The organism is Streptomyces crystallinus (assembly GCF_039521265.1).
In the GTDB taxonomy this organism is placed as follows: Bacteria; Actinomycetota; Actinomycetes; order Streptomycetales; family Streptomycetaceae; genus Streptomyces; species Streptomyces crystallinus.
The window spans coordinates 760,934-782,112 of record NZ_BAAACA010000014.1 but is presented as its reverse complement, the minus strand read 5'-3'; the positions used below and the strand labels follow the sequence as shown (position 1 = coordinate 782,112).

The following is a 21,179-nucleotide window of genomic DNA, read 5'->3' as shown; positions in this document are numbered from 1 at the left end:
AGCGGGGCGGGGCGAGCCTGAGCGATAAACCGGGGCCCCTCCCCCCCCGCCCCCATCCCCCCAGTCACCCCTCCCGTACCGCCACCGCCAAAAAGCGCTCGTCCTCGTCCACGTACGACACCATCCGCCAGCCTGCCCCTGCGAGCAGCGGCCGCAGCTGAGGCTCCGCCCGGAGGTCGTCCGGTGTGATCTGTCGCCCCTGGCGGGCGGCCAGGGCCGCGCGTCCGATGGGGTGGAAGAGCGCCAGCTTCCCCTCTGGGCGCACCACGCGCGCCAACTCCCGCAGGTTCGCCTCCGGTTCCGGCAGATGCGAGATCAAGCCCGCCCCGAACACCGCGTCCAGCATGGCGTTGCGCAGCGGCAGCCGTGCCACATCACCGAGTGCCAGCGCCCCGGCCCGGCCTCGCCCGGCCCGTACCGCCGCCTCCAGCATCTCCGGTGTGAGGTCGAGGCCGAGCACCGTGCCGTCCCTGCCCACCGCGTCCCGAAGCGGAGGCAGCGCCCGTCCAGTCCCGCACCCCGCGTCGAGCACCGCCGCGCCGGGGCGCAGCCCCAGCTCCGCGACCGCCGCCGCGTACGCCGGTCCGTCGTCCGGAAAGCGGCTGTCCCAGTCCGCCGCCCGGGCACCGAAGAATTCCTGCACGTGCATGTGGTCATCGGCCATATGCCCAATGATCCCTCACAGGCTCGAACGGTCCACCGCTGACTCGAATGGCTGAAATGAGTCCTCGGCGCGCACGTTCGAACGCGGCACGGTCGTTCACGAGTCTCGTTGTGTCAATTTTCAACAGCTTTCGAACTGCGCCCCTGTCGTGCGCCCCTGGCCGGACTACCGTCCCGGGGCCATGGGACACCTGGACCACGCCGCCTTCGGCTGGCTGACACCCGTGCTGTCGTACGTGATGGCTTGTATAGGCGCCGCCCTCGGGCTCCGCTGCACCGTCAGGGCGCTGTCGACGACCGGCCGCTCCCGCCGCAACTGGCTTGTCACGGCAGCATCCGCGATCGGCACCGGCATCTGGACCATGCACTTCGTGGCTATGCTCGGCTTCGCCGTCACCGGCACGGACATCCACTACAACGTGCCACTCACCCTCCTCAGTCTGCTCGTCGCGATGATCGTCGTGGGCGCAGGAGTCTTCGCCGTCGGCTACGGCAAGGACCGCACCCGGGCCCTCCTGCTGGGCGGCCTCACCACCGGCCTAGGCGTCGCCAGCATGCACTACCTCGGCATGGCGGCCCTGCGGCTGCACGGCGAGATCCACTACGATCCCGCGCTCGTAGCTCTCTCCGTGCTCATCGCCGTCGTCGCGGCCACCGCCGCCCTGTGGGCGGCACTGAACATCAAGTCGCCCGTCGCTGTCGCCGTCGCAGCCCTGGTCATGGGCGCTGCCGTCAGCAGCATGCATTACACCGGCATGATCGCCGTCAGCGTCCACGTCACCCCGTCCGGTGCCGAGCTGCCCGGGGCGACCGCGATGCAGTTCATCTTCCCCCTCGCTGTCGGTCTCGGCTCCTATCTCTTCATCACCTCAGCTTTCGTCGCGCTCTCTCCCGCCGCTGGTGATCGCAGTGCCTATCGCTCTGCCGAAATCGCGAACGCTGCGGACACCGAGGCGTCGTCCCTGACATCCCTGGCATCCCCGGCATCCCCTCGCGACGCGATCGCCCCTTGACCGCATACGCGTCTCTGACCTCGTTCACCCCTCGCCGTCCACCCTGCACAACGACGGCTGATGGCCCGAAGTTCCGCTCGCAGAACAGTCGTTCCAAGTTTTTCTGCAGAACCGTTCCCGTAAGCGAGGCGATCCGTGCGCATACCCCGCAAGGCCCCAGACGCCAGCCTCGGGCCACCGTCCCCGTCCCCCTCACCCGCGCGCGGGCGGCGCGCGCATGCCGCCGGCCGACCTGCCGCCGAGGGCCCTTCTGCCGGGGCCGAGAGAACTGAGGGGCCGACGGGCCAGGGCCGAGCGGTCCGCGGCCACGCGAAGTCAGCGCCGCCAGCGGATTCAGTGGATTCATTGGACTCAGTGGAGCCGGGGGAGTCGGCGGAGCCAAGGCCGCGTGGGCGGCTGCGGCCGACGACCGTCCGCGCCAAAATCGTGTCGCTGCTGATGGTCCCGGTCGTATCGCTGCTGGCCCTCTGGGGATTCGCCACCGTCACGACCGCGCAGGACGTCTCGGCCATGCGCCAGCTGCGCCGCGTGGACGAGCAGGTGCGTACGCCCCTCGCCGCGGCGGTCGCCGAGCTCCAGGCCGAACGGCGTGCGGCGGCGCGATACCTGGCGGCTCCGGCCGACGATCGGGCAGGGGCGCTCAGCCAGCAGGCCAAGCGGACCGACGCGGCAATCGATCGGCTCCGCCTCGGGGACAAGAACACCGTCGCCGACGAGGGCGACCTTCCGGGCGACGCGGCCGGCCGACTGCGTCAGTTCGTGTCCCGCGCCCAGCAGCTGCCGACCCTGCGCACGAACGCTGTCAGCCGAAAGGCGGGCTGGGACGCCGTCTATCAGCAATACACCGACACCGTCGCTCTCGCCTTGGATGTGACCGGCGCGCTCACAGGTATGAAGGACGGCTCGCTCGGGTCGGCGGCGCGTGTGGTCGCCGAGTTCAGCCGCGCGGCGGAGATGCTCGCTCGCGAGGACGCTCTGCTCAGCTCGGCCCAGCTCGCGCGCACGTTCACCTTCGCTCACCACACCGCGTTCGCGGGGGCCGTCGACTCGCGCCGCGCCTTCACGGACGCCGCCACTGCCGATCTGGGCGGCGGGGAACGCTCTGCCTGGCGCATCCTGAGCGGCGAGCCCGCCTACGCGGTGCTCCGCACCGCAGAGGACAAGGTGCTGGGAGCGACGCCCGGACACGATGCGGCCCAGTCCGTACCCGAGGCTTCATGGAACGACGCACTCGTCACCGTGCAGAAGGGCATGCGCGACATCGAGTCCGGCGCCGCGCGCGACGTCGTGGGGCGTGCCGATCCGTTCGCCCGTGGTCTGCTCAGCCCGGCCGGGACGGCCGTACTCTTCGGGCTGGTGGCAGTGGCCGCTTCCCTGGTGATCTCTGTGCGGATCGGCCGCGGCCTCGTCGTCGAGCTGGTCACCCTTCGAGACACTGCCTTGCAGATCGCCCAGCATAAACTCCCCTCCGCCATGGACCGATTGCGGGCGGGCGAGAACCTTGACATCGCAGCCGAAGCGCCGCGGGGTTTGGCTGCGGAAGACGAGATCGGTCAGGTGGGGGAGGCGCTCGGCACCGTGCACCGGGCTGCCCTTGCCGCCGCCGTGGAACGCGCCGAGCTGGCCAGTGGAATCTCAGGGGTTTTCGTCAACCTGGCCCGCCGCAGCCAGGTCCTCGTCCATCGGCAACTCAACCTTCTCGACAGCATGGAACGCCGCGCCGAGGACCCGGGGGAGCTGGGCGACCTGTTCCGCCTGGACCACCTCACCACCCGGATGCGCCGCCACGCGGAAAGTCTGATCATCCTGTCCGGGGCAGCCCCTGGGCGTGCCTGGAGCGTGCCCGTCCCCCTCACCAGCGTCGTACGCGCGGCCGTGTCCGAAGTCGAGGACTACGCGCGCGTAGAGGTACGCCCGCTCCCCGAGGCAGCCGTCACCGGAGGCGCCGTCGCCGACCTCACCCATCTGCTCGCCGAACTCGTGGAGAACGCCGCACAGTTCTCACCGCCGCACACCAAGGTACGTGTCAGTGGCGAGCCCGTAGGCAACGGCTACGCCCTGGAGATCGAAGACCGGGGCCTGGGTATGGGCAGAGAGAGCCTCGACGAGGCGAACCACCGCATCGAGCACTCCGAAGCCGTCCACCTCTTCGACACCGACCGCCTCGGTCTCTTCGTAGTCAGCCGACTGGCCGCACGGCACGGCATCAAGGTCCACCTGCGCACCTCGCCCTACGGCGGCACCACTGCTGTCGTCCTGCTGCCGACCGGGCTGCTGGACAGCGCCATCACTGCCGCCGTACGACAGCCGGCACGGCCCGGGACGGGTGCAGAGCCGGCCCCCTTCGCCCGGTCGGGTGCCGCGCATGGCGGCCGCGTGCCTGGTGCAGCGGGGGTCGCACCGTTCACCCGGGCGCCGAACCCTCGACAAGAACAGACGCACGACAGCCGGCCTGGAACGCCTGAAGGCATCGCCACGAGCGCGGCCCCTGCCTCCACAACCGAGCAGATCGCAGTCCGCCCCGCCATCGTCGCCCAACCTGAAACTCCAACTACGCGCGCGATGTCTGCGCCCGCAGTGGTCCCGACGCCACCGCCGGACGCCCCGACGCTGCGTCAGCGGGCCCTGACCGTCGCTCCCGACAACGCTGACAGGAGCGGACTCCCCCGCCGCGTACGTCAGGCGAGTCTCGCCCCTCAACTACGTGAGGCTCCCGTTGCCGAACTCCAGACCGACCAAGCCACGGACGCCCGCACCCCGGAGCTGGTTCGGGACCGTATGACCGCCTACATGGGTGGCTGGGCCCGTGGCGGCGCCTCACGTGAAGAGGGGCCCGGGGGAGATGGCTCCCGTACCGGCACCGCCCGAGGAAGCACTCCGAGCACTCTCACATCCAGGCGTGACACCGATCGAACTCCCACCCGCACCGACACTTCCGCCCCCGCAGGCGCTCACGGCGACGACCACACGAGCGAAGGAGACCACGCATGATCGACCACCAGAGGCTCGACTCCCCGCTCCGCGCCGGTGAGGTCGACTGGTTGCTCGACGATCTGGTGCTACGGGTCGGAGAAGTCCGGCACGCAGTCGTACTCTCCAATGACGGACTCGCCGTCGGCGCCTCCAACGGCCTCACCCGCGAGGACGCCGAACATCTCGCGGCCGTCGCCTCCGGGTTCCACAGTCTCGCCAAAGGAGCGGGCCGCCACTTCCGTACCGGAGGAGTGCGGCAGACGATGGTCGAGATGGACGAAGGTTTCCTCTTCGTCGCTGCGGCGGGGGACGGCTCCTGCCTCGCCGTGCTGAGCACCCTCACCTCGGACATCGGACTCATCGCGTACGAGATGGCCCGCCTCGTCAGGCGAGTCGGCGAACATCTCCACACCCCGCCCCGGCACACCGCGCGGCCTCCTGCCGCCGGTTGACCGGACGACAAGGGACGTCACCTACCCATGACCGCGCCCGAGGAGGCCGCCCCGCAACCAACGGGAGGCCGCTGGTACGACGCCGACGCCGGCCCACTGGTCCGCCCGTATGCCATGACGGGCGGCCGCACCGAGCCGGCCACCGGCGGCGTCCGGCTCGACTTCATCGCTCTGGTCTCGATGGCAGCCGACGCACCCGGCCCCGCCGAGGAGTCGCTGCTCGGGCCCGAACACCGGTCCCTGCTCGCCCTGTGCCGGACGGAGACCCAGTCGGTCGCGGAGCTCGCCGCCGACTCCGATCTGCCTGTCGGCGTCGTCCGTGTCCTCGTCGGCGATCTCCTCGAAGCCGGTCACATCACCGTCCACCGGCCCGTACCCCCGTCGCAGTTGCCCGACGAGAAGATCCTGAGAGAAGTGATCGATGGCCTCCGAGCACTCTGACCCCACTCCCGCCCTCGCATTGAAAATACTGGTCGCGGGCGGATTCGGGGTCGGCAAGACCACCCTCGTCGGCGCTGTCAGCGAGATCCGGCCCCTGCGCACCGAAGAACTGCTCAGCGAGGCCGGCGAGGACGTCGACGACACCGACGGTGTCGACCACAAGACGACGACCACCGTGGCCATGGACTTCGGTCGCATCACCATCCGGTCCGGTCTGTCGCTCTACCTGTTCGGTACCCCTGGACAGGACCGCTTCTGGTTCCTGTGGGACGAACTGTCGCAAGGCACGCTCGGTGCGGTGGTCCTGGCCGACACCCGACGCCTGGAGGACTGCTTCCCCGCTGTCGACTATTTCGAGCACCGACGCATCCCGTTCGTCGTTGCCGTGAACTGCTTCGCGGGGTCGCGCGCCTATGGCGCCCACGAGGTCTCCCAAGCCCTCGACCTCGACCAGGGCACCCCTGTCGTGCTGTGTGACGCCCGTGACCGTGACTCCGGAAAGGAGGTCCTGGTCCGTCTCGTCGAGTACGCCGGGCGTGTGCACACCGCCCGGTTGCTCGACTCCGTCGGATGAGCGGTTCCGTTACCGCCGGGAACCCCTGCTTGCCCCCACGCGAACCATGGGTAAGGCTTGCCGCAGACCTGGGGGAACGGGGAACGCATGAGCGGGGTGAGGCTGTAATGGCACTGAACAAGGAACTCGACTGGCTACTGGACGACTTGACCAAGCGGGTCGAGCATGTACGGCACGCCATCGTCCTGTCCAACGACGGTCTGGTCACCGGCGCCAGCGCCGATCTTCCGCGTGAGGACGCGGAGCATCTGGCCGCGGTGTCGTCGGGCCTGCACAGCCTGGCCAAGGGGTCTGGGCGCCACTTCCGGGCCGGCGCGGTGCGACAGACGATGGTCGAGTTCGACGAGGCGGTTCTCTTCGTCACCGCGGCGGGCGACGGGAGTTGTCTGTGCGTGCTGGGCACCGCGGAGGCGGACATCGGCCAGATCGCGTACGAGATGACGCTGCTGGTCAATCGCGTCGGTGAGCACCTCGGCGTCGCGGCGCGTCGCCCTGCACCCCCGGTTTCTGGCCTCTGAGCAGCGACTTTTCGGCGAAGATGGCCCGGCGGGAGAAGTTATCCACAGGCTCAGCGGGATGTCTGCGCGGAGGGTTACGGTCGTCACCGAGAGTATTCACAACTCGCGGGGGAGGACCTCATGACCACCACGACCACGGCCGAAGTGAGTGGAAAGACCGTTGCCTTGGGCCGGGCGGCCCAGCAACTGCAGCTGAAGCGAGGCGAATTCGAGCTAGCGGTTCAGCTCGGCCATGTCCGCACCGTGCGGGAAGACCTGGGCGCGCGTCCACGGGTCCCACAAGATGAGATCGAGCGGATCCGCTCGGCCGAGGGCTTCCCGGACGCCTTGCGGGAACGGGTCCGTGTGGTGGGAACTGCCGACGCGGCGGAGCTGCTCGGCGTTCCCGCCCACCGCTTCACGCGGCTCGCGCGCGGCGGCCACTTCACACCGGTCAAGTGCTATCTGAACCGGTACAGGGCCGTTGTCTGGCTCTACCTTGCTGAAGAGGTCACCGACCTCGCCCTTCGCCATCCCGAGTTGCTCAGCGACCGGCAGCTGCCCAAGGAGACCCTGGTCCGGCTGGGGGCCGGCGAGGACCGGCGGCCGCGCAACTGGCGCGGTCGCCGAGCCGCCATGCTGCTCCAGCAGACCGACGACCCTTGGGAGCGCGCCGCGGGCATCGCCTCCGCGCTCGACCCCGCGCATGTGGCGGAGGTGGTCACGGACCCGAACGAGCGCGCCTACCTCATCCGCCTCCGGCCCGAAGCGGTCCGGGTCGGCCCGGATTCGCCCGCCGCTCGGGAAATCATCGACCGGTTGCAACTGGCCCAGGACCTGGACGAGGTCCTGTGGTACCGCATGGATCTCGCCCAGCAGCTGAGCGTCGCCCGCCTGTCCCGTCCGGCGCCCCGGCCAGGGTGGGAGCGCGCCACCTCTGAAGCCTTTGGCACAGCACGTCCGCTCTACACCCCCACGCCGACATCCCTGCCGCCTGCGCGACCGAAGCAGCCTGGACTCCGGCACGACGATTTCGGGCACGGCGAACTGAGGCACGGCGAACTGAGGCAGGGCGAACAGAGGCAGGACGAATTCCGGCAGGTCGCACCCGGGTGGGACGACTTCGGGCGGCGCGCATCCAGGGAGAGCGCGCTCGAGCCCGTCGGAGCCGAGCGCGGGGAGCCGAGGGCCGGCCACGGAAGGCTGAGGCGCGGCCTGGCCCGGCTGCGGAGGCCCAGGGCGAGCGCTCGCACGACGACCACTGCGCGCTGACGTCGGCGGCAGCGATGACAGAGACAGGACTCCTCAGCAGGATCCGGGGAGCGCTCGGATCAGCTCTGCACCGAGTGCTGGTCGGGGGCCGCAGACCGCCCTCGCCGCCCGTGTCCGCGTCTGCGGGTGCGGTCCCGTTGCGGCCATACCAGTACGTACGCCGTGGAGATCACGACGAAGGCGAGGCGTATCAAGCCCCGGGCGGAGTCGTCCGGGACGACGAAGACACTGCCGTACAGCGCGATCAGCGCGAGCCAGCTCCACCACGGCACCAACCGGCGCTGCCCGATGACATCCCAAAGGAGGGTGCCGAGCAGGACGGACGCCGTGTAGTACGTGTAGACGCTCGGGTCGAGGACGATACGGGCGTTGGCGCCCAGCAGCACCACCGCCGTCCAGCGTTTGCGCCAGACCGCGATGCCGCCCAGCACCAGGCTCAGCGCGGCCTGGGCGGGACGGTCCCAGCCGGGCGTCTCGGCGTCGCCGACGCCCAGCCAGCGCAGCGCGGAGGCGGGCTGGTTGGGTATCGCGAATCCGGTGGCGGCGAAGCTGTCCGCGTTGCCGATGAAGAACGGCAGCCAGGCCAGGGCCACGAGCCCCGCGCACCACAGTCCCGCCCGCAGCCAGGACTGTCTGGGCAGGGCGAAGAGCAGCATGGCGAAGCCCAGGGCGGTCGGTTTGGAGTCCATGGCCAGGGCGAGCCAGATGCCCGTTCCGGCCGCGTTCCCCCGGGTGACCGCCCGCACGGCGAGGGTGGTGAAGAACAGCGCCAGCACGTCGTCGAGGTGACCGAAGCGGACCGAGACCTCGATCCACATCGGGATGAAGGCGAGTCCCGCGATGAGGACGCGCTGGCGCAGCCGCTGGTGGTTGGTGCCGGTCCCCAGGAAGTGCCAGGCGGCGCTGCGGCCGACGAGCACCACGATCACCAGGCCGAGCACCGACATCAGCGCCGCGGCGAGGAACTGCCCGGTGGAGTCGGGGAAGGGGTTGAAGAGCCCGGCGATCAGAAAGCTGACAGGCCCCATCTGGAGCTCGGGGTGGTGGGCGTACAGGTTGAGTCCGCCGGTGCCGTCGCCGGACGGCCCCTGGTAGATCAGTTCCCCGCCGGTGCGCAGGTAGTGCCAGGAGAAGCCGCCGTTCGGCTCCACCACGGCGAACCAGAGAACGGTCCATGCGGTGAGCAGCACGAGGTGCATCCGCTGACTGATGGCCGGCACGTGTGTTCAGCTCCTGTTTCCCCGCCGGGTACGTCGACAGCTCGCAGGGGCCTGCGGAGCCCGGCAGGGAAGACGGGAGTCCGGTACGACTCGTTCATCGGGGCGCGGATTTGTGCTTCCCCCCACACCCGAACGGTGACGAATGGGTCAGCCCACGCTGATCGTCTTCGCGACGCTCGGTACGCCGTCTGTATTGAGGGCGAACAGCAGGTATGTGCCGGGAAGCGCGACTCCGGGGTCGCTGGGGATGGAGAGCGCGTAGGAGCCCGCGCCGGTCTGCTTGAACGTCAGGGGCACCCGGCGCTGGTCGTTGTCCACGGAGTGGGTGGCCGCCCCGGTGCGCACCATCGCGAAGGAGCTGACGGGCGAGTCGGCGGAGAGGGGCAGCGTCGAGCCGAGCGCCACGTGGCTCGGCGGGGCGCTGGTGATCACGGGCCGGGTCCGCTCGCTGCCGTCCGGGTTCAGCAGATAGGGCGGGGTGAAGACCGCGCCGTTGAGGTGGTTGGTGGCGCAGTCCCCGCACAGTCCGCCACCGCCCGAGAAGATCCGCCCGTCGGGCAGCAGGTTCGCGGTGCTGTGGTAGTTGCGGGGCACCGCCATGGTGGCGAGCGGTGTGAAGCGGCCGGTCTCCGGATCCCAGATCTCGGGGGTCATGACCGACTTGGCGTCGCTGAAGGGGACCGGGATCTCCTGTCCGCCGAAGACGGCGACCTTTCCGTCCGGCAGCACCACGCTGTTGCTGAACGCCCGAGCGCTGGCCATGTCGCCGGTGCGGGTGGCCGTGGGGCGTCCGCCTCCGTTGAGGTCGACGGTGTAGGCGCGGCGGGTGGCGGGAGCGTTCTCGTAGGCGGCTGCCCCGCCCAGGGTGAGCAGCTTGCCGATGTCGTACGAGACGGCGTTGCCGTTCATCGCGTCCGGACTGTCGGACCGGGTGCCGGCGGGGGTGATGCTGCCGTTTCCGTCGGTGGTGATCCAGTTCATCTGCTTGCTGGGGCCGAGCTGGAGGACACGGCCCTGGGAGGTGGCATGCAGCCACATGTGGTTGTCGGCCCGGTAGGCACCCCGGGGGTCAGCGGTCATCGCGCCCGCGGCCGGCACTCCGGGGAGTTTGCGCCAGGTGTGGGTGGCGGCCGACCACACTTCGCCGTCCTTGGGCTCGCTCGCGCCGCTCCAGGAGCCGCCGAGGACGAACGCGTCGCCGTTGGAGAGCAGGGTCATCGCCTGGTAGCCGCGGGCGATGTTCATGTCGGCCGTCGAGGACCAGGTGTCCGTGCGCGGGTCGTAGATGCTCGCACGGGAGGCGTTGCTGCCGCCCGTGACCAGCACCCGCCCGTCGGCGAGCATGGCGATGCCGGGGCAGAACATGTCGTGGCCGGTGTTGTCGACGCGGCGCTGGGTCACGTTGCCGGTGGTGAGGTTCATGATTGCGGTCTGGGTGTAGCCGTTGCTGCCGCCGTACCGGTCGACGCCGTATGCCGACCACGCCAGCAGTTTGTTGCCGGGCAGGACGGCCGTGGCGACCGGCACCAGGGGGAAGCCGGTGACCGGTCCCCAGGAGCCCGCGATGGAGGGGTCGCCGGGTGCGCTGAGCCGGATCTCGGCGGCGGAGCTCCACATGCCCCGTCGCCCCGCCTCGCTGAGGGCGACGAGTCGTACATAGCGTGCGGAGACGGGCCGGGTGAAGACGGCGGTCTTCGTGGACGCGTCGTCCTTCCAGTGGCCGCTGGCGACAGGCGCGTCGAAGGAGACGCCGTCGAGGCTGGTGGAGACGGTATAGGTGCCGATGCGGCCGTTCGCTCCGGTCTGGCGCGGCTGATAGGTGAGCGCGGCGACGGTGGTCGTGCGGTGCATGTCGATGACGAGGGCGTGCGGGAGCCGTACGGTCTTCGGCGACCATCTGCTGTGCCAGAGCGTGGCGGGGTTGCCGTCCAGGACGTTGGCGGCACCGTCGTTCTCCGCCTTTGTCTCCTCGTCGGTCGCCGACGCGGTCCAGCCGTCGACCGGCAGGAAGGCGGTGGACGGCGCCGTGAGGGCGGGGTCGCCCAGGACTTGGACGTCGGCTGGTGAGGCGGGGGGCGTAGGCGAGGAGCCGGCGGAGGTTCGCTGTGTTCCGGCGGCCCAGCCGTTGTGACCATCAGCCGTTGTCGTGGCCGACAGACGTATGTAGCGGGCGCCCTGGGCGGCGAAGTCGAGGGTCTTGGCGGTGAAGTCGTCGGCCAGGGTTCCGGTGGTGACGGGCTTGGTCCAGTGCCGCCCGTCGGTGCTCAGGCGGACGGCATACTCGGTGACCCGGCCGGCCTCGACGCTCTTGCGCGGCCGGTAGACCAGCGCGGAGACGACCTCGGTGCGGTGCATGTCGATGGTGAGGGAGGTGCCGCTCGTAGTGACACCCCAGCCGGACTCGTCCAGGACGGGTGCGGTGGGGCGCATGGCTTCCGCGGGCGCCACTCCGTGGTGGGGAGACATCGGAGAGGCGTTGAGGTCGGCCACCGGGGGAGCGGGGCGTCGGCCGACTGCCGCGTCGCTCGGGGCGAGGGGGAGCAGCGCGGCGGTTGTCGTGGCGGTCGCGAGGAGGACGAGAGCACGTGGTCTGAGGCGGGTGAGACGGAAGGACGAAGGCAAGAACCTGAGAGTCACGCGTGCCCCCCGGCGGAGATGTGCTGGCAATGGTCCGGCTGAAACTAGGACATGCGGATGCCATGTCAAGGTCAGTGGCCGGAATTGCCCCATCACCCACATAAGTCCCGGGGCGGAAACGGTGGGTTATCCGCTGGTTATCCACCCTTGACCCCTGGTGGTCCAGACCAATAGCGTCGCGGAGTACCGCCCATGCTCCACCGCACGTCTCTTCGCACCCTTCTTCGCACTCCCGGCAACCGTCCGCGCTTCCTTCGGCAGACGAATCCATCCGTATACGTACAGAAGAGAGCCTCATGCGTCGAAGACTTCTCGGCAGAGCGGCCGTCAGCGGCTGCGCCCTCGCCCTCCTCGCCGCGATCGCCCCGGCGGCGTCCGCCCGCGATGCCCAGGCCGCGGACCAAGGCACCGAACGCGGTTACGAACACGACTCCGGCCACGGCGCCTCGTACAGGAAGGTCGGCTACTTCACCCAATGGGGCGTCTATGGACGCAACTTCCAGGTGAAGGACCTCGACACCAGTGGCACCGGCGGCAGGCTGACCCACGTCAACTATGCCTTCGGGAACGTCTCGGCGGACGGCAAGTGCTTCACCGGCAATGTGCCGGGGGAGGCGGACGCCTGGGCCGACTATGTCAGGCCGCTGGACGCCGCGAGCTCCGTCGACGGTACGGCGGACACCGCCGAGCAACCCCTCGCCGGCAATTTCAACCAGCTGAGAGAGCTCAAGGCCAAGCATCCAGGGCTGAAAGTCATGATCTCGCTGGGAGGCTGGAGCTGGTCCACGCACTTCTCGGACGCCGCCCGCACCCCGCAGTCGCGCAAGGCGTTCGTCTCCTCCTGCATCGACCTCTACATCAAGGGCGATCTGCCGGTGGACGGGGCGCGGGGCGGGGCGGACGTGGCCGCCGGGCTGTTCGATGGGGTCGACATCGACTGGGAGTGGCCCGGCTCGGCGGGGGACACGGACACGGTGTTCCGGCCGGAGGACAAGCAGAACTTCACGGCGCTGGCACATGAGTTCCGGACGCAGCTCGACGCGTACGCGCGCTCGCAGAAGTCGCGCAAGCACTACGAGCTCTCGGCGTTCGTGCCGACCGCGCCCGCGAAGATCGACGCGGGATTCGAAGTGCCCAAGATCATGCGGGACTTCGACTTCGTCAACCTCCAGGGATACGACTTCCATGTGCCGGGTGAGCCGACCACCAACCAGCAGTCTGCGCTCTACGCCCGCCACGACTTCAGCGTGGACGGAACGGTCGACGCATGGCTTCGCCGCGGCGCGCCCGCGCGCAAGCTCGTCGTGGGCATACCGTTCTACGGGCAGGGCTGGACCGGTGTGGCAGGCGGCGGCGACGGCCTCCACCAGCCGGCGGCAGGCCCCGCACCCGCCACTTGGCAGGCGGGGTACGAGGACTACAAGGTCCTCAAGCAACTGGCCGAATCAGGGGCGTACAAGGTCTACCGAGACCGCGCGGCCGGGTCCGCGTGGCTCTTCGATGGCACGACGCTGTGGACGTACGACGACCCCCAGGTGCTGCGGACCAAGACGGCATACATACGTGACCGGGGGCTGGGCGGGTCCATGGTCTGGTCGCTGGACGGGGACACGGCGAACGGTGAGCTGATGGCGGCCATCGACCGCGGGCTGTCCCACCGGTGAGACGCCGGTCGGCAGTGGTCCGGTAGGCGGAGGCCACTGCTGACCGGACACCGTCGCCGGGGGCGGAGGGGGCGGCACACCCCGCTGGTCCGCCCAGCCCCGGTCCCTCGCCAGGCGCTAGCCGACCGTCTCGTACGCCGCCACGGCCGCCCGGCGGCCCGCAAGTGCCAGCAGGGCGACACCGGTCAGGGTTCCGGCGACGAGCACGGCCGCCCCGGTCCCGGCGGCGTAGCCCACCGCGTCCGTGAAGGCCGCGCCCGGGTTCTTGGCGCCCGCTGCCAGACGGTCTGTGAAGCGGGAGGTCATCAGGGTGCCCAGGATGCTGGTGCCCAGGACCGCGCCGACCTGGCGGGCGGCGTTGACCGTGCCGCTCGCCTCCCCCTCGCGGCCGGGCGGCACATGGCTGACGCCGAGTGCGGTCGAGGGCGCGTTGGCCAGTCCACAGCCCAGGCCGAAGACGACGAGGGCGGCGGCGTAGGCGGTGAAGGTGTCGCCCGGCTCGACGGTGGCGAACAGTCCCGCACCGAGAGCGGCCAGGAGGAGCCCCGCGATGATCAGCGGTCGGGGTCCCCATTTGCGTACGAGGACGCCCGCCGCCACCGACGCGGCGATGAACGTGCCGAACTCGGCCAGGAGTTGGACGCCCACCTCCAGCGCGCTCAGGCCACGTACGCGCTGGAGCCACAGGACCTGCAGGAGGGAGACCCCGACGAAGCCGAAGAGGACGGTGGCCGCGAGCAGCAGGGAGGCGCTGTAGGAAGGGTCGCGCATCAGGCGCAGATCGACCATCGGGTGGTCGCGGCGAAGTTCGACGGCGATGAAGACACCGAGGAGCGCGAGTGCTCCGGTGAGGGAGGAGAGGGCGCGGGCGGAGGTGTAGCCGTGGTGGCCGCCGTCGATCAACCAATAGATGAGCAGGGCGAGTCCGGCTGTGCCGAGTATCTGGCCGGGCCAGTCGGGTCGGCCGCCGGGGACACGTGACTCCTCCACCCGGGTCAGTGCCACGAGGGCGGCCAGGGCGCCGAGTACGAGGTTGAGCCAGAAGGCGGCGTGCCAGGTCCACCACCGCAGGGCCAGCCCTGCGGTGACCGGGCCGATGGCGAGGCCGAGCCCCGAGGCCGCGGCCCAGGCGGAGATGGCTCCCGCACGGCGGCGCGGGTCGGGAAAGGCGTGGCTGACCAGTGCGAGCGAGCTCGGCGTGATGAGCGCCCCGCCGAGGCCCGCGAGGGCCTGGCCGATCAGGACCGTCGGCAGGCTGGAGGCGACGACGAGGACCAGTCCTCCGGCGCCCATGGCCAGGGCTCCGGCGACGAAGACCTGCGGCGGCCCCAGCGGTCCGAGAGGGCGCCGGCGCCGAGGACGAAGGAGGCAACGACCAGGGTGTACATGCTGGGCACCCAGACCAGGTCTGCCGGGGCGATGCCGAGGTCGTCCTGGACGGCGCTGAGCGTGCCGATGGTCTGGGTGGTCTGGAGGAAGACGGCGAACAGGCCGAGGCAGGCCGCCACGAGGACGGACAGGGGGCTTCCCTTGGAGGGCGTTTCAGCGCGCGCCATGCGGCACCGCCGAGAGGGAGGCCTTGACCTGGCGGGTGATCTCGTCGGCGAGTACTTCCTCGCGGCCCGCCTCGACCGCGTCGAGTACCTGGTGGGCGACATCGAGGGGGCGTGTCTTCGGCTGGTCCACGCCCGCCGCCATGTCGGTGTCGATGAAGGCCGCGTGTACGGCGACGGTCAACGTGCCCTGGGGGCGCAGCTCTTCGCGTATCGCGTTCGTCATCGACAGGGCGGCCGCCTTGGAGACGCCGTACGAGCCGATCTGCGGAAGGGTGTGCCAGGAGAGCACGGAGAGCATGTTCACCACGGTGCCGCCGCCGTTCGTGGCGAGTACGGGGGCGAAGGCCCGGCACATCGCGAGGGTGCCGAAGAGATTGGTCTCCAGCTCGGCTCTCGCCCCTTCGAGTGCCTCGGCGCCGATCAGGGAACTCCCGCTGAGAATGCCCGCGTTGTTGAGGAGAAGGGAGGTGTCGGAGCAGAGTTCGGCGGCCGCGGCGACCTGGGAGGGGTCGGTGATGTCGAGCGCGACCGGGGTGAGGCCTGGGTCGGTGATCGTGCGCGGATCGCGCGCCGCCGCGTAGACGGTCTTGGCGCCCCGCTCCAACAGGGCGAGGGCGAACGCACGCCCCAGCCCTCGGTTGGCGCCGGTCACGAGTGCCGTGGTGTTGCGCATGGGTGTCTTCACTTCTTTCGGGAGCGGTGGAAGGCCGTTGGAGTCGGAAGCCAGTGAGTTGGAAATCTGGACTCACCATAGCGGAGAGGGTTGGATATTCAAATGGATGCAAGGGTCGCGGGGGTGCTGGGTCAGTGCAGGGGTGTGTGGGGGGCAAGGGTGGAGGGCTGTGGGGAGGGTGTGAGAGGTGGGGTGCGGTTCAGAGGGGGAGGGGTGTGGGGGTGGGCGGCGGCGACGGTCAGGTCGCGGCTTCGACCTCCAAGTGACGGCGGCGGCGTGCTCCCCGGTACTCCAGTGCCTCCCAGCCCAACGGCCGCAGTGCGTCCGCGCATCGGCGCAGTGCTTCGGGTTCCTCCTGGGTGGCGCCGCTTCCAGGTGGCCCAACCCACTCCACACGGACGACCCCGGGCTGGTCCGCCGGACTCACGCGGTAGCCGGTCGTAGTGCGCTGCCCGGCTGAGTCGACTGTGGACGGTGGGATTTCTGCGGCCTCCAGCGCCAAGGCGATGGCTCGCACCATCTGGTTCCGCTCCCAGGCTGCGGGTGCGGCGAGCGGGTCGGGGTGCCCGGTGTTCATCAGGCGCCGGATCTGTCGTAGTCCCTCGAAGGCGACGCGTACCGCGGCAGCCCTCTGGGCGGGCGGTTCCATGGGGGCCGGTCCGTCGCCGGTCGCCGCCTCGAACGCCGCTGCCGGGGCCCGCTCGTCGCGCGCTGGGGGAGGCGTCACCGTGATCCCTTCTCCGGGTGCCGGGGAGGGTAAGTGTCGCCGAATCGGTGGGCCGCGTGGAGTCCGCGCTGCTCCGAGGGGGTCGCTCCCGTGAGCACATTTTGCTTCGAGTGAGACACATTTGTATCATGTGAGGCATGGGAGGATCGTCATGCTGAAAGATGAAGCGCTGCTCGACGCGGCCGCGCGGGTGCTCGCGGACAACCGTGGTGCCTCCTTGGTCCAGGTCGCCACCGGGATCGGTATCAGTCGCGCGACGCTGAGCAGGCGGTACTCGACCAGGGAAGCGCTGATCAGAGCTGTCGCGGCGCGGGCCATCGAGGTCATCGACGAACGGCTGGCCGCGACCGATCTGCCCGACGACGCGGACGCGGAGGCGTTCGACGCCTCACTCGAACGGCTGATCTCGGACCTGGCGCCCGCCGTGGACCTGTACGGCTTCACCGCCCACGACGGCCTCGTCCTCGCGGATCCCGTCTTCCGGGCCGGGCTGGAGGGGCACGACCAGCGCGCGCTGCGTTTTGTGACCCTCGGGCAGCGGCTCGGCCGGCTCCGCGGTGACCTGCCGCCGTACTGGATCTGGTACATGCTGTGGGGACTGCTCGACGCGGCCGCCGAGGGCGTCCGCGACGGCCACCTCGGGCACCGGGAGATCCGCCGCCTGATCGGCACCACCTTCCGCAATGGCGTCGAACCGCCGAGCGCCTCGCCCTGACGACTGCGTCCCCCTGCCCGTGCCGCCCGCACGACACCGCGCCGGTCACGGCGCCTGCTGGCAAAACCCCCTGTTGACCAAGTGCTTCACACAGCTGCGAACGGAAGCCCCATGTACGCCCCTGTCTCCCGGCCCGCCGCCGAGCTCACCGAGCGCCTGGATCCCCGGCGCTGGATCGTCCTGGCGATCCTCTCCGGGAGCCTTCTGCTGATCGCGATGGACACCACGATCCTCAACGTGGCCTTCCCGTCGCTGGTCGCGGACCTCCAGCCCGGCTCGGTCGAACAGCTCTGGATCATCGACGTCTACGCCCTGGCCCTCTCGGGTCTGCTCGTCACCGCGGGTGGCCTAGGAGACCGCTGGGGGCGCAAGCGGCTGCTTCTGGTCGGCTTCGGGATCTTCGCGTTCGCCTCGCTGCTCGCCGTGTTCGCCACCGAGGCCTGGCACGTCATCGGCGCGCGGGCACTGCTCGGCGTCGGCGGCGCCGCGATCATGCCGTCCACGCTGTCGATCCTGCGAGCCGTCTTCACGGACGCGCGCGAGAGGGCGTTCGCGTATGCCGTGTGGGCCGCGGTCCTCGGTGGCGGGATGGCGCTCGGGCCGATCATCGGTGGGCTGCTGGTCCAGGACCACGGCTGGCAGTCGGCGTTCCTGCTCAACATCCCCGTCGCGGCCCTGGTGATCGGGTTCGGGCTGTGGTTCCTGCCCGAGTCGCGCTCCGCGCGGGGTGGCAAGTGGGACTGGTGGGGTGTGGGGCAGTCGATCGTCGGCATGCTCGCCCTGGCGGGCGGGATCAAGCAGCTCGGCAAGAGCGGTGTCGGCGACCCCCTGCCGTGGATCCTGCTGGCGGTCGCGACGCTCGCTCTGACCGTGTTCGTGCGCCGACAGTTGCGTCTGGAGGCTCCCCTCCTCCAGGTGCGGCTCTTCACCAACCGGTCGTTCAGCCTTGCCGCGATCGCCATCTTCCTCGGCATGGTCGGTATGGGCGCGGTGCTCTTCCTGGTGACGCAGTGGTTCCAGTACGCACAGGGGTACACACCACTACAGGCCGGTCTGCGGCTGCTGCCCGCGCCGCTCGGCCTGATCGTCACCTCGATGACCACACCCGCGCTGATGCAGCGCTTCCCCATCCGGCATGTGATGGGCGCCGGGTTGGTCGCGATGGCGGCCGGGCTCGCGCTGCCGTGGGTCGTCCAACAGTTCGCGACGGTGGGGTACCCGGCCTTCGCCGTGGCCCTGGCGGTGCTCGGGCTGGGCGTCGGTGTGGCCACCACAGTGGCGTCCGTGACCCTGATGGCCGCCGCGCCCACCGAGGACGTGGGCGGTGCGGCGGCGATCGAGGAGACCTGCTACGAACTGGGCGCGGCCATGGGCGTGGCCATCCTCGGCAGCCTCGCCACCGTCCTCTACACAGCCAACCTTCCGTCGCTCGGCCTGACCGGGCCGGGCGCCGACAAGGTGCGTGACTCCGTCGGTGAGGCGGCGCACGTGGCGGACGAGATAGGCGGCACGGCCGGCAAGGCGCTGCTGGACACCGTCTCGTACGCCTACAGCACGGCCGTGACGCCCGCGTTCCTGGTCGCCGCGGGACTTGCGCTGGCCGCCGCCGCGATGGTCTGGGCGTGGATCCCGAGGGACCTGCGCCCGACGGAGAACGCGCACTGAGGCAGCCGGGCCCCGCCTCGGCCCAGCCTGCCCCGCCCCGCCTCGGCCTGTCCCGCCGCCTCGCCCCGGCCCGGCCTGCCCCCCCGCCTCGTCCCGGTCAGACGCCATGGCGAGGGCGCAGACCATACGGCCGCCGCTTGCTTGGTTGGCTGCGAGCGAACGGGACAGCCGTGGGTGGGCGGACGTGACAGGCGGGAGCGTGGGCCTGTGTCACCCCTTCAGGGTTTCGATGCCGATCTTGTCGGTGGTGTCGGCGTCGCCGCTGAGCCGGTGGACGAGGACCCAGGCGCCGTCCTCCAGGGCGCCCGCGAAGACGGAGGCGTCCTTGGTGGCCCCGTTGTGCCAGAGCAGGCGTCCGGCCCGCTGCCAGGACGGGGCGGGCTCGCCCAGCCGGCGTTCTACGAGCAGGGAGGTGAGCAGCTGGGAGGCCGCGAGCGGGGTGGCCCACAGGCCGCCGGCCGGAAGGATCGCGCCGGTCATGGTCCATGGTCGGACGGGGCGGCCGAACAGCCCTCGGGCGACCAGGCGCCGCTGTGGCGGCGGGGTGGAGGTGACGTCGCGGATGCCGAGGGGGTCCAGGACGTGCTCGCCCAGAAGCCGTTCGTACGGGGCGCCGCCCGCGGCCGCGAGTGCCGAACCCAGGACCGCGTAGCCGAAGTTGGAGTACTCCTCGTGCTCGCCCGGCGGCGCGGTGGTCAGGGTGTCGAGGCGGCGGACGAGCGCGTCGAGCGCCTCGGCGTCGAACGGGGCGTACGGATCGAGGCGGTTGAGGCCCGGAGGCAGCCGGGGCAGGCCCGAGGTGTGGGCGGCCAGGTGCCGCAGGGTGATGCCGGTGTTCGCCGGTGCGGGCAGGAAGCGTTCAAGGGGGTCGTCGAGCGCCAGCACGCCCTCGGCGGCCAGGCGGACCAGCAGCGTGCCGGTGAGGGGCTTGGTCAACGAACCTATTTGGACGAAGCGTTCGGGGTCATGGCCGTGCTCCACGTGGGGCGGGGCGGAGCTGCTGAGGACGCAGAGGGGTACGGGACGCATCAATCCATGATCAAGGGTGTTGCTGCCCGGGTGTGCGGCGGGGCCGCCCCGACCTGGCTCACGCATCCCGCGTTCACCGTCCCGGCCGGAGCGGCCCCGCGCCCTGCTGTCTGCCCGCGTCAGCCGCGCGGCACGGTGAGGCCCTGGACCTGGGGAAGCGTGGTCCAGTCGTTGGAGGCGATGGTCGCGTGGGACCGGGCGAGCAGGGCGACACGGGCCTGGGCGTCGGCCGGGGGCGGGTTCTTGCCGTCGAGCGCCGGTGCGACGTTGTGGGCGTCGGTCATCACCAGCAGATAGTGGCGGGCGTCGTACCAGGCCGTGTCGATGGTGCCGTTGAGGTACGTGGCGGCGTCGCCGTCGAACAGGACGAACCACGGGCGCAGTGAGGTGTCCGTGTAGCGGGCGCGCGGGTCGCCGGACTGGGCGCCGTGGACCGTGGGGAAGATCTGGGCCTGGGCGGTGCGCCCGGCGGCGTGCAGATCGCGGAGGTAGGTCGCGTACTCCTTGTCCGTCCACAGGGTGTCGGTCGGATTGCCCTCCTCGACCGTGCCGGGGATGATCTCCAGGATCACCTTGCCGGCGAGCTGGGCGCGGGTCGGCCAGTTCCCGGCTGTGGCCGCCTCGTCGAGGGTGGCGTACTGGCCGCCGCCGGGTTTGGCGAGCAGATCGGCCGGGCGGAAGACGGTCGAGCCCAGGTGGGCGCTGATCGCCTGGTCCAACTGGGCCGGGCCCAGGCCGAAGCGGGACTGGAACCCGGCCTTCATCTCCAGCTTGATCATGAGCGGCGGGTGCCCGGGGTGGGCCCCGAGCCAGACCCGTACATCGTCCAGACAGCTCTCCAGGTTCTTGTTGGCGCTGCCGGAGTAGAGCTGGGCGGGCGTGCTCGCGTTGACACAGTTGTTGCTGTTGCCCAAGGGGTTGGAGTGGCTGACCTTCCACTCCTTGGTGAGGAAGTCGTCCCACACATCGAGCTCGATCATCGAGGTGCCGGTGTCGAGCGCCTGCGCCAGATAGCGGAACGACGCCGGGTCATAGGTGTTGTGCAGACCCGACGAGGTGGCGCCGGAGAGCGGCAGGTCCTCGGCTCCGGCGGCGGAGGCGCTGGGGCCCGCGCCCGCCCCGACGAGTGCGAAGCCGAGGGCGACGGCGCCGGCCAGCGCGGCGCGCAGGCGGGGAACACGGCGTCTGGGCAACGGTTCTGACACGGGGACCTCCTGTGGGGGGGGGCGACTGTTCGTCGGAACGGTGACAGCAGAGTGTGAATCGACGAAGTCATGACAAGCAACACAAGCTGCATTCAGGTTGTCCGCGCCCGAAACGAGCGCCGGGAGAGGGGCGTTGCCCGACCCCCTCCGGCGGCTGCTCACCGAAGCCGGGCCGCCGGACGGTATCGCATCCCGTCGACCGT

At 70.4% G+C, this 21,179-nt stretch carries 18 protein-coding genes; 10 read left to right on the top strand and 8 right to left on the bottom strand.

Annotated features, from left to right (window positions below; genetic code table 11):
• Nucleotides 1-64 precede the first annotated feature (64 nt).
• Nucleotides 65-664 carry a class I SAM-dependent methyltransferase gene (locus ABD236_RS14085; protein WP_344073949.1) on the bottom strand — a complete coding sequence of 200 codons (600 nt, stop codon included), beginning with the start codon at nucleotides 662-664 and terminating at the stop codon, nucleotides 65-67.
• Nucleotides 665-845: 181 nt separating this feature from the next.
• Between ABD236_RS14085 and ABD236_RS14080 the strand changes: the two genes are divergently transcribed.
• The 7 genes from ABD236_RS14080 (at nucleotide 846) to ABD236_RS14050 (ending at nucleotide 7,885) form a co-directional block, all read left to right on the top strand.
• Nucleotides 846-1,676 carry an MHYT domain-containing protein gene (locus ABD236_RS14080; RefSeq protein ID WP_344073948.1) on the top strand — a complete coding sequence of 277 codons (831 nt, stop codon included), beginning with the start codon at nucleotides 846-848 and terminating at the stop codon, nucleotides 1,674-1,676.
• Between the two features lie 135 nt (nucleotides 1,677-1,811).
• The gene (locus ABD236_RS14075) at nucleotides 1,812-4,667 is read left to right on the top strand and encodes a sensor histidine kinase (protein ID WP_425543864.1); all 2,856 of its coding nucleotides are present in this window, start codon (nucleotides 1,812-1,814) and stop codon (nucleotides 4,665-4,667) included.
• The gene (locus tag ABD236_RS14070; protein WP_344073946.1) at nucleotides 4,664-5,101 is read left to right on the top strand and encodes a roadblock/LC7 domain-containing protein; all 438 of its coding nucleotides are present in this window, start codon (nucleotides 4,664-4,666) and stop codon (nucleotides 5,099-5,101) included. The genes ABD236_RS14075 and ABD236_RS14070 overlap by 4 nt, the downstream gene beginning before the upstream one ends.
• A gap of 27 nt (nucleotides 5,102-5,128) precedes the next feature.
• Entirely contained in the window at nucleotides 5,129-5,542 is a 414-nt protein-coding gene (locus ABD236_RS14065; RefSeq protein WP_344073945.1) for a DUF742 domain-containing protein, read from the top strand.
• Nucleotides 5,523-6,116 carry a GTP-binding protein gene (locus ABD236_RS14060; protein WP_344073944.1) on the top strand — a complete coding sequence of 198 codons (594 nt, stop codon included), beginning with the start codon at nucleotides 5,523-5,525 and terminating at the stop codon, nucleotides 6,114-6,116. The genes ABD236_RS14065 and ABD236_RS14060 overlap by 20 nt, the downstream gene beginning before the upstream one ends.
• 107 nt (nucleotides 6,117-6,223) lie before the next feature.
• Nucleotides 6,224-6,634 (top strand): roadblock/LC7 domain-containing protein, encoded by a 411-nt coding sequence (locus ABD236_RS14055; RefSeq protein ID WP_344073943.1) that lies wholly within the window; start codon nucleotides 6,224-6,226, stop codon nucleotides 6,632-6,634.
• 120 nt (nucleotides 6,635-6,754) lie between these two features.
• Complete coding sequence (locus ABD236_RS14050; RefSeq protein WP_344073941.1) at nucleotides 6,755-7,885, top strand: DUF6397 family protein; 1,131 nt, start codon at nucleotides 6,755-6,757, stop codon at nucleotides 7,883-7,885.
• 59 nt (nucleotides 7,886-7,944) lie between these two features.
• On the opposite strand, the gene ABD236_RS14045 is transcribed toward ABD236_RS14050, so the two are convergent.
• Both ABD236_RS14045 and ABD236_RS14040 read right to left on the bottom strand, forming a co-directional pair.
• Nucleotides 7,945-9,084 (bottom strand): hypothetical protein, encoded by a 1,140-nt coding sequence (locus tag ABD236_RS14045; protein ID WP_344074236.1) that lies wholly within the window; start codon nucleotides 9,082-9,084, stop codon nucleotides 7,945-7,947.
• A 168-nt stretch (nucleotides 9,085-9,252) separates the two neighbouring features.
• Nucleotides 9,253-11,571: a galactose oxidase family protein gene (locus tag ABD236_RS14040; protein WP_344073939.1), complete on the bottom strand. Its 2,319-nt coding sequence runs from the start codon at nucleotides 11,569-11,571 to the stop codon at nucleotides 9,253-9,255.
• A 467-nt stretch (nucleotides 11,572-12,038) separates the two neighbouring features.
• Between ABD236_RS14040 and ABD236_RS14035 the strand changes: the two genes are divergently transcribed.
• Nucleotides 12,039-13,406, top strand: a complete 1,368-nt coding sequence (locus ABD236_RS14035; protein ID WP_344073937.1) for a glycoside hydrolase family 18 protein — start codon at nucleotides 12,039-12,041, stop codon at nucleotides 13,404-13,406.
• A 117-nt stretch (nucleotides 13,407-13,523) separates the two neighbouring features.
• Here ABD236_RS14035 and ABD236_RS14030 read toward each other — a convergent pair whose 3' ends face one another.
• From ABD236_RS14030 to ABD236_RS14020, 3 genes are read right to left on the bottom strand one after another with little or no spacing between them, the layout of a single operon-like run.
• On the bottom strand, nucleotides 13,524-14,699 hold the full coding sequence (locus ABD236_RS14030) for an MFS transporter (RefSeq protein WP_344073936.1): 1,176 nt from the start codon (nucleotides 14,697-14,699) through the stop codon (nucleotides 13,524-13,526).
• Nucleotides 14,645-14,962 (bottom strand): hypothetical protein, encoded by a 318-nt coding sequence (locus ABD236_RS14025; protein WP_344073934.1) that lies wholly within the window; start codon nucleotides 14,960-14,962, stop codon nucleotides 14,645-14,647. Before ABD236_RS14025 ends, ABD236_RS14030 begins: the two co-directional genes overlap by 55 nt.
• Nucleotides 14,949-15,635, bottom strand: coding sequence for an SDR family oxidoreductase (locus ABD236_RS14020; protein ID WP_344073932.1), 687 nt, complete (start codon nucleotides 15,633-15,635; stop codon nucleotides 14,949-14,951). The genes ABD236_RS14025 and ABD236_RS14020 overlap by 14 nt, the downstream gene beginning before the upstream one ends.
• 878 nt (nucleotides 15,636-16,513) lie before the next feature.
• On the opposite strand from ABD236_RS14020, the gene ABD236_RS14010 reads away from it, so the two are divergent.
• Together ABD236_RS14010 and ABD236_RS14005 are read left to right on the top strand one after the other, a co-directional pair.
• The gene (locus ABD236_RS14010) at nucleotides 16,514-17,077 is read left to right on the top strand and encodes a TetR/AcrR family transcriptional regulator (protein ID WP_344073931.1); all 564 of its coding nucleotides are present in this window, start codon (nucleotides 16,514-16,516) and stop codon (nucleotides 17,075-17,077) included.
• Nucleotides 17,078-17,188: 111 nt separating this feature from the next.
• On the top strand, nucleotides 17,189-18,742 hold the full coding sequence (locus tag ABD236_RS14005) for an MFS transporter (RefSeq protein ID WP_344073930.1): 1,554 nt from the start codon (nucleotides 17,189-17,191) through the stop codon (nucleotides 18,740-18,742).
• A 210-nt stretch (nucleotides 18,743-18,952) separates the two neighbouring features.
• Here ABD236_RS14005 and ABD236_RS14000 read toward each other — a convergent pair whose 3' ends face one another.
• Both ABD236_RS14000 and ABD236_RS13995 read right to left on the bottom strand, forming a co-directional pair.
• Nucleotides 18,953-19,771 (bottom strand): serine hydrolase domain-containing protein, encoded by an 819-nt coding sequence (locus ABD236_RS14000; protein ID WP_344073929.1) that lies wholly within the window; start codon nucleotides 19,769-19,771, stop codon nucleotides 18,953-18,955.
• A gap of 119 nt (nucleotides 19,772-19,890) precedes the next feature.
• Nucleotides 19,891-20,976, bottom strand: coding sequence for a phosphatidylinositol-specific phospholipase C domain-containing protein (locus tag ABD236_RS13995; RefSeq protein ID WP_344073927.1), 1,086 nt, complete (start codon nucleotides 20,974-20,976; stop codon nucleotides 19,891-19,893).
• Between the last annotated feature and the right edge of the window lie 203 nt (nucleotides 20,977-21,179).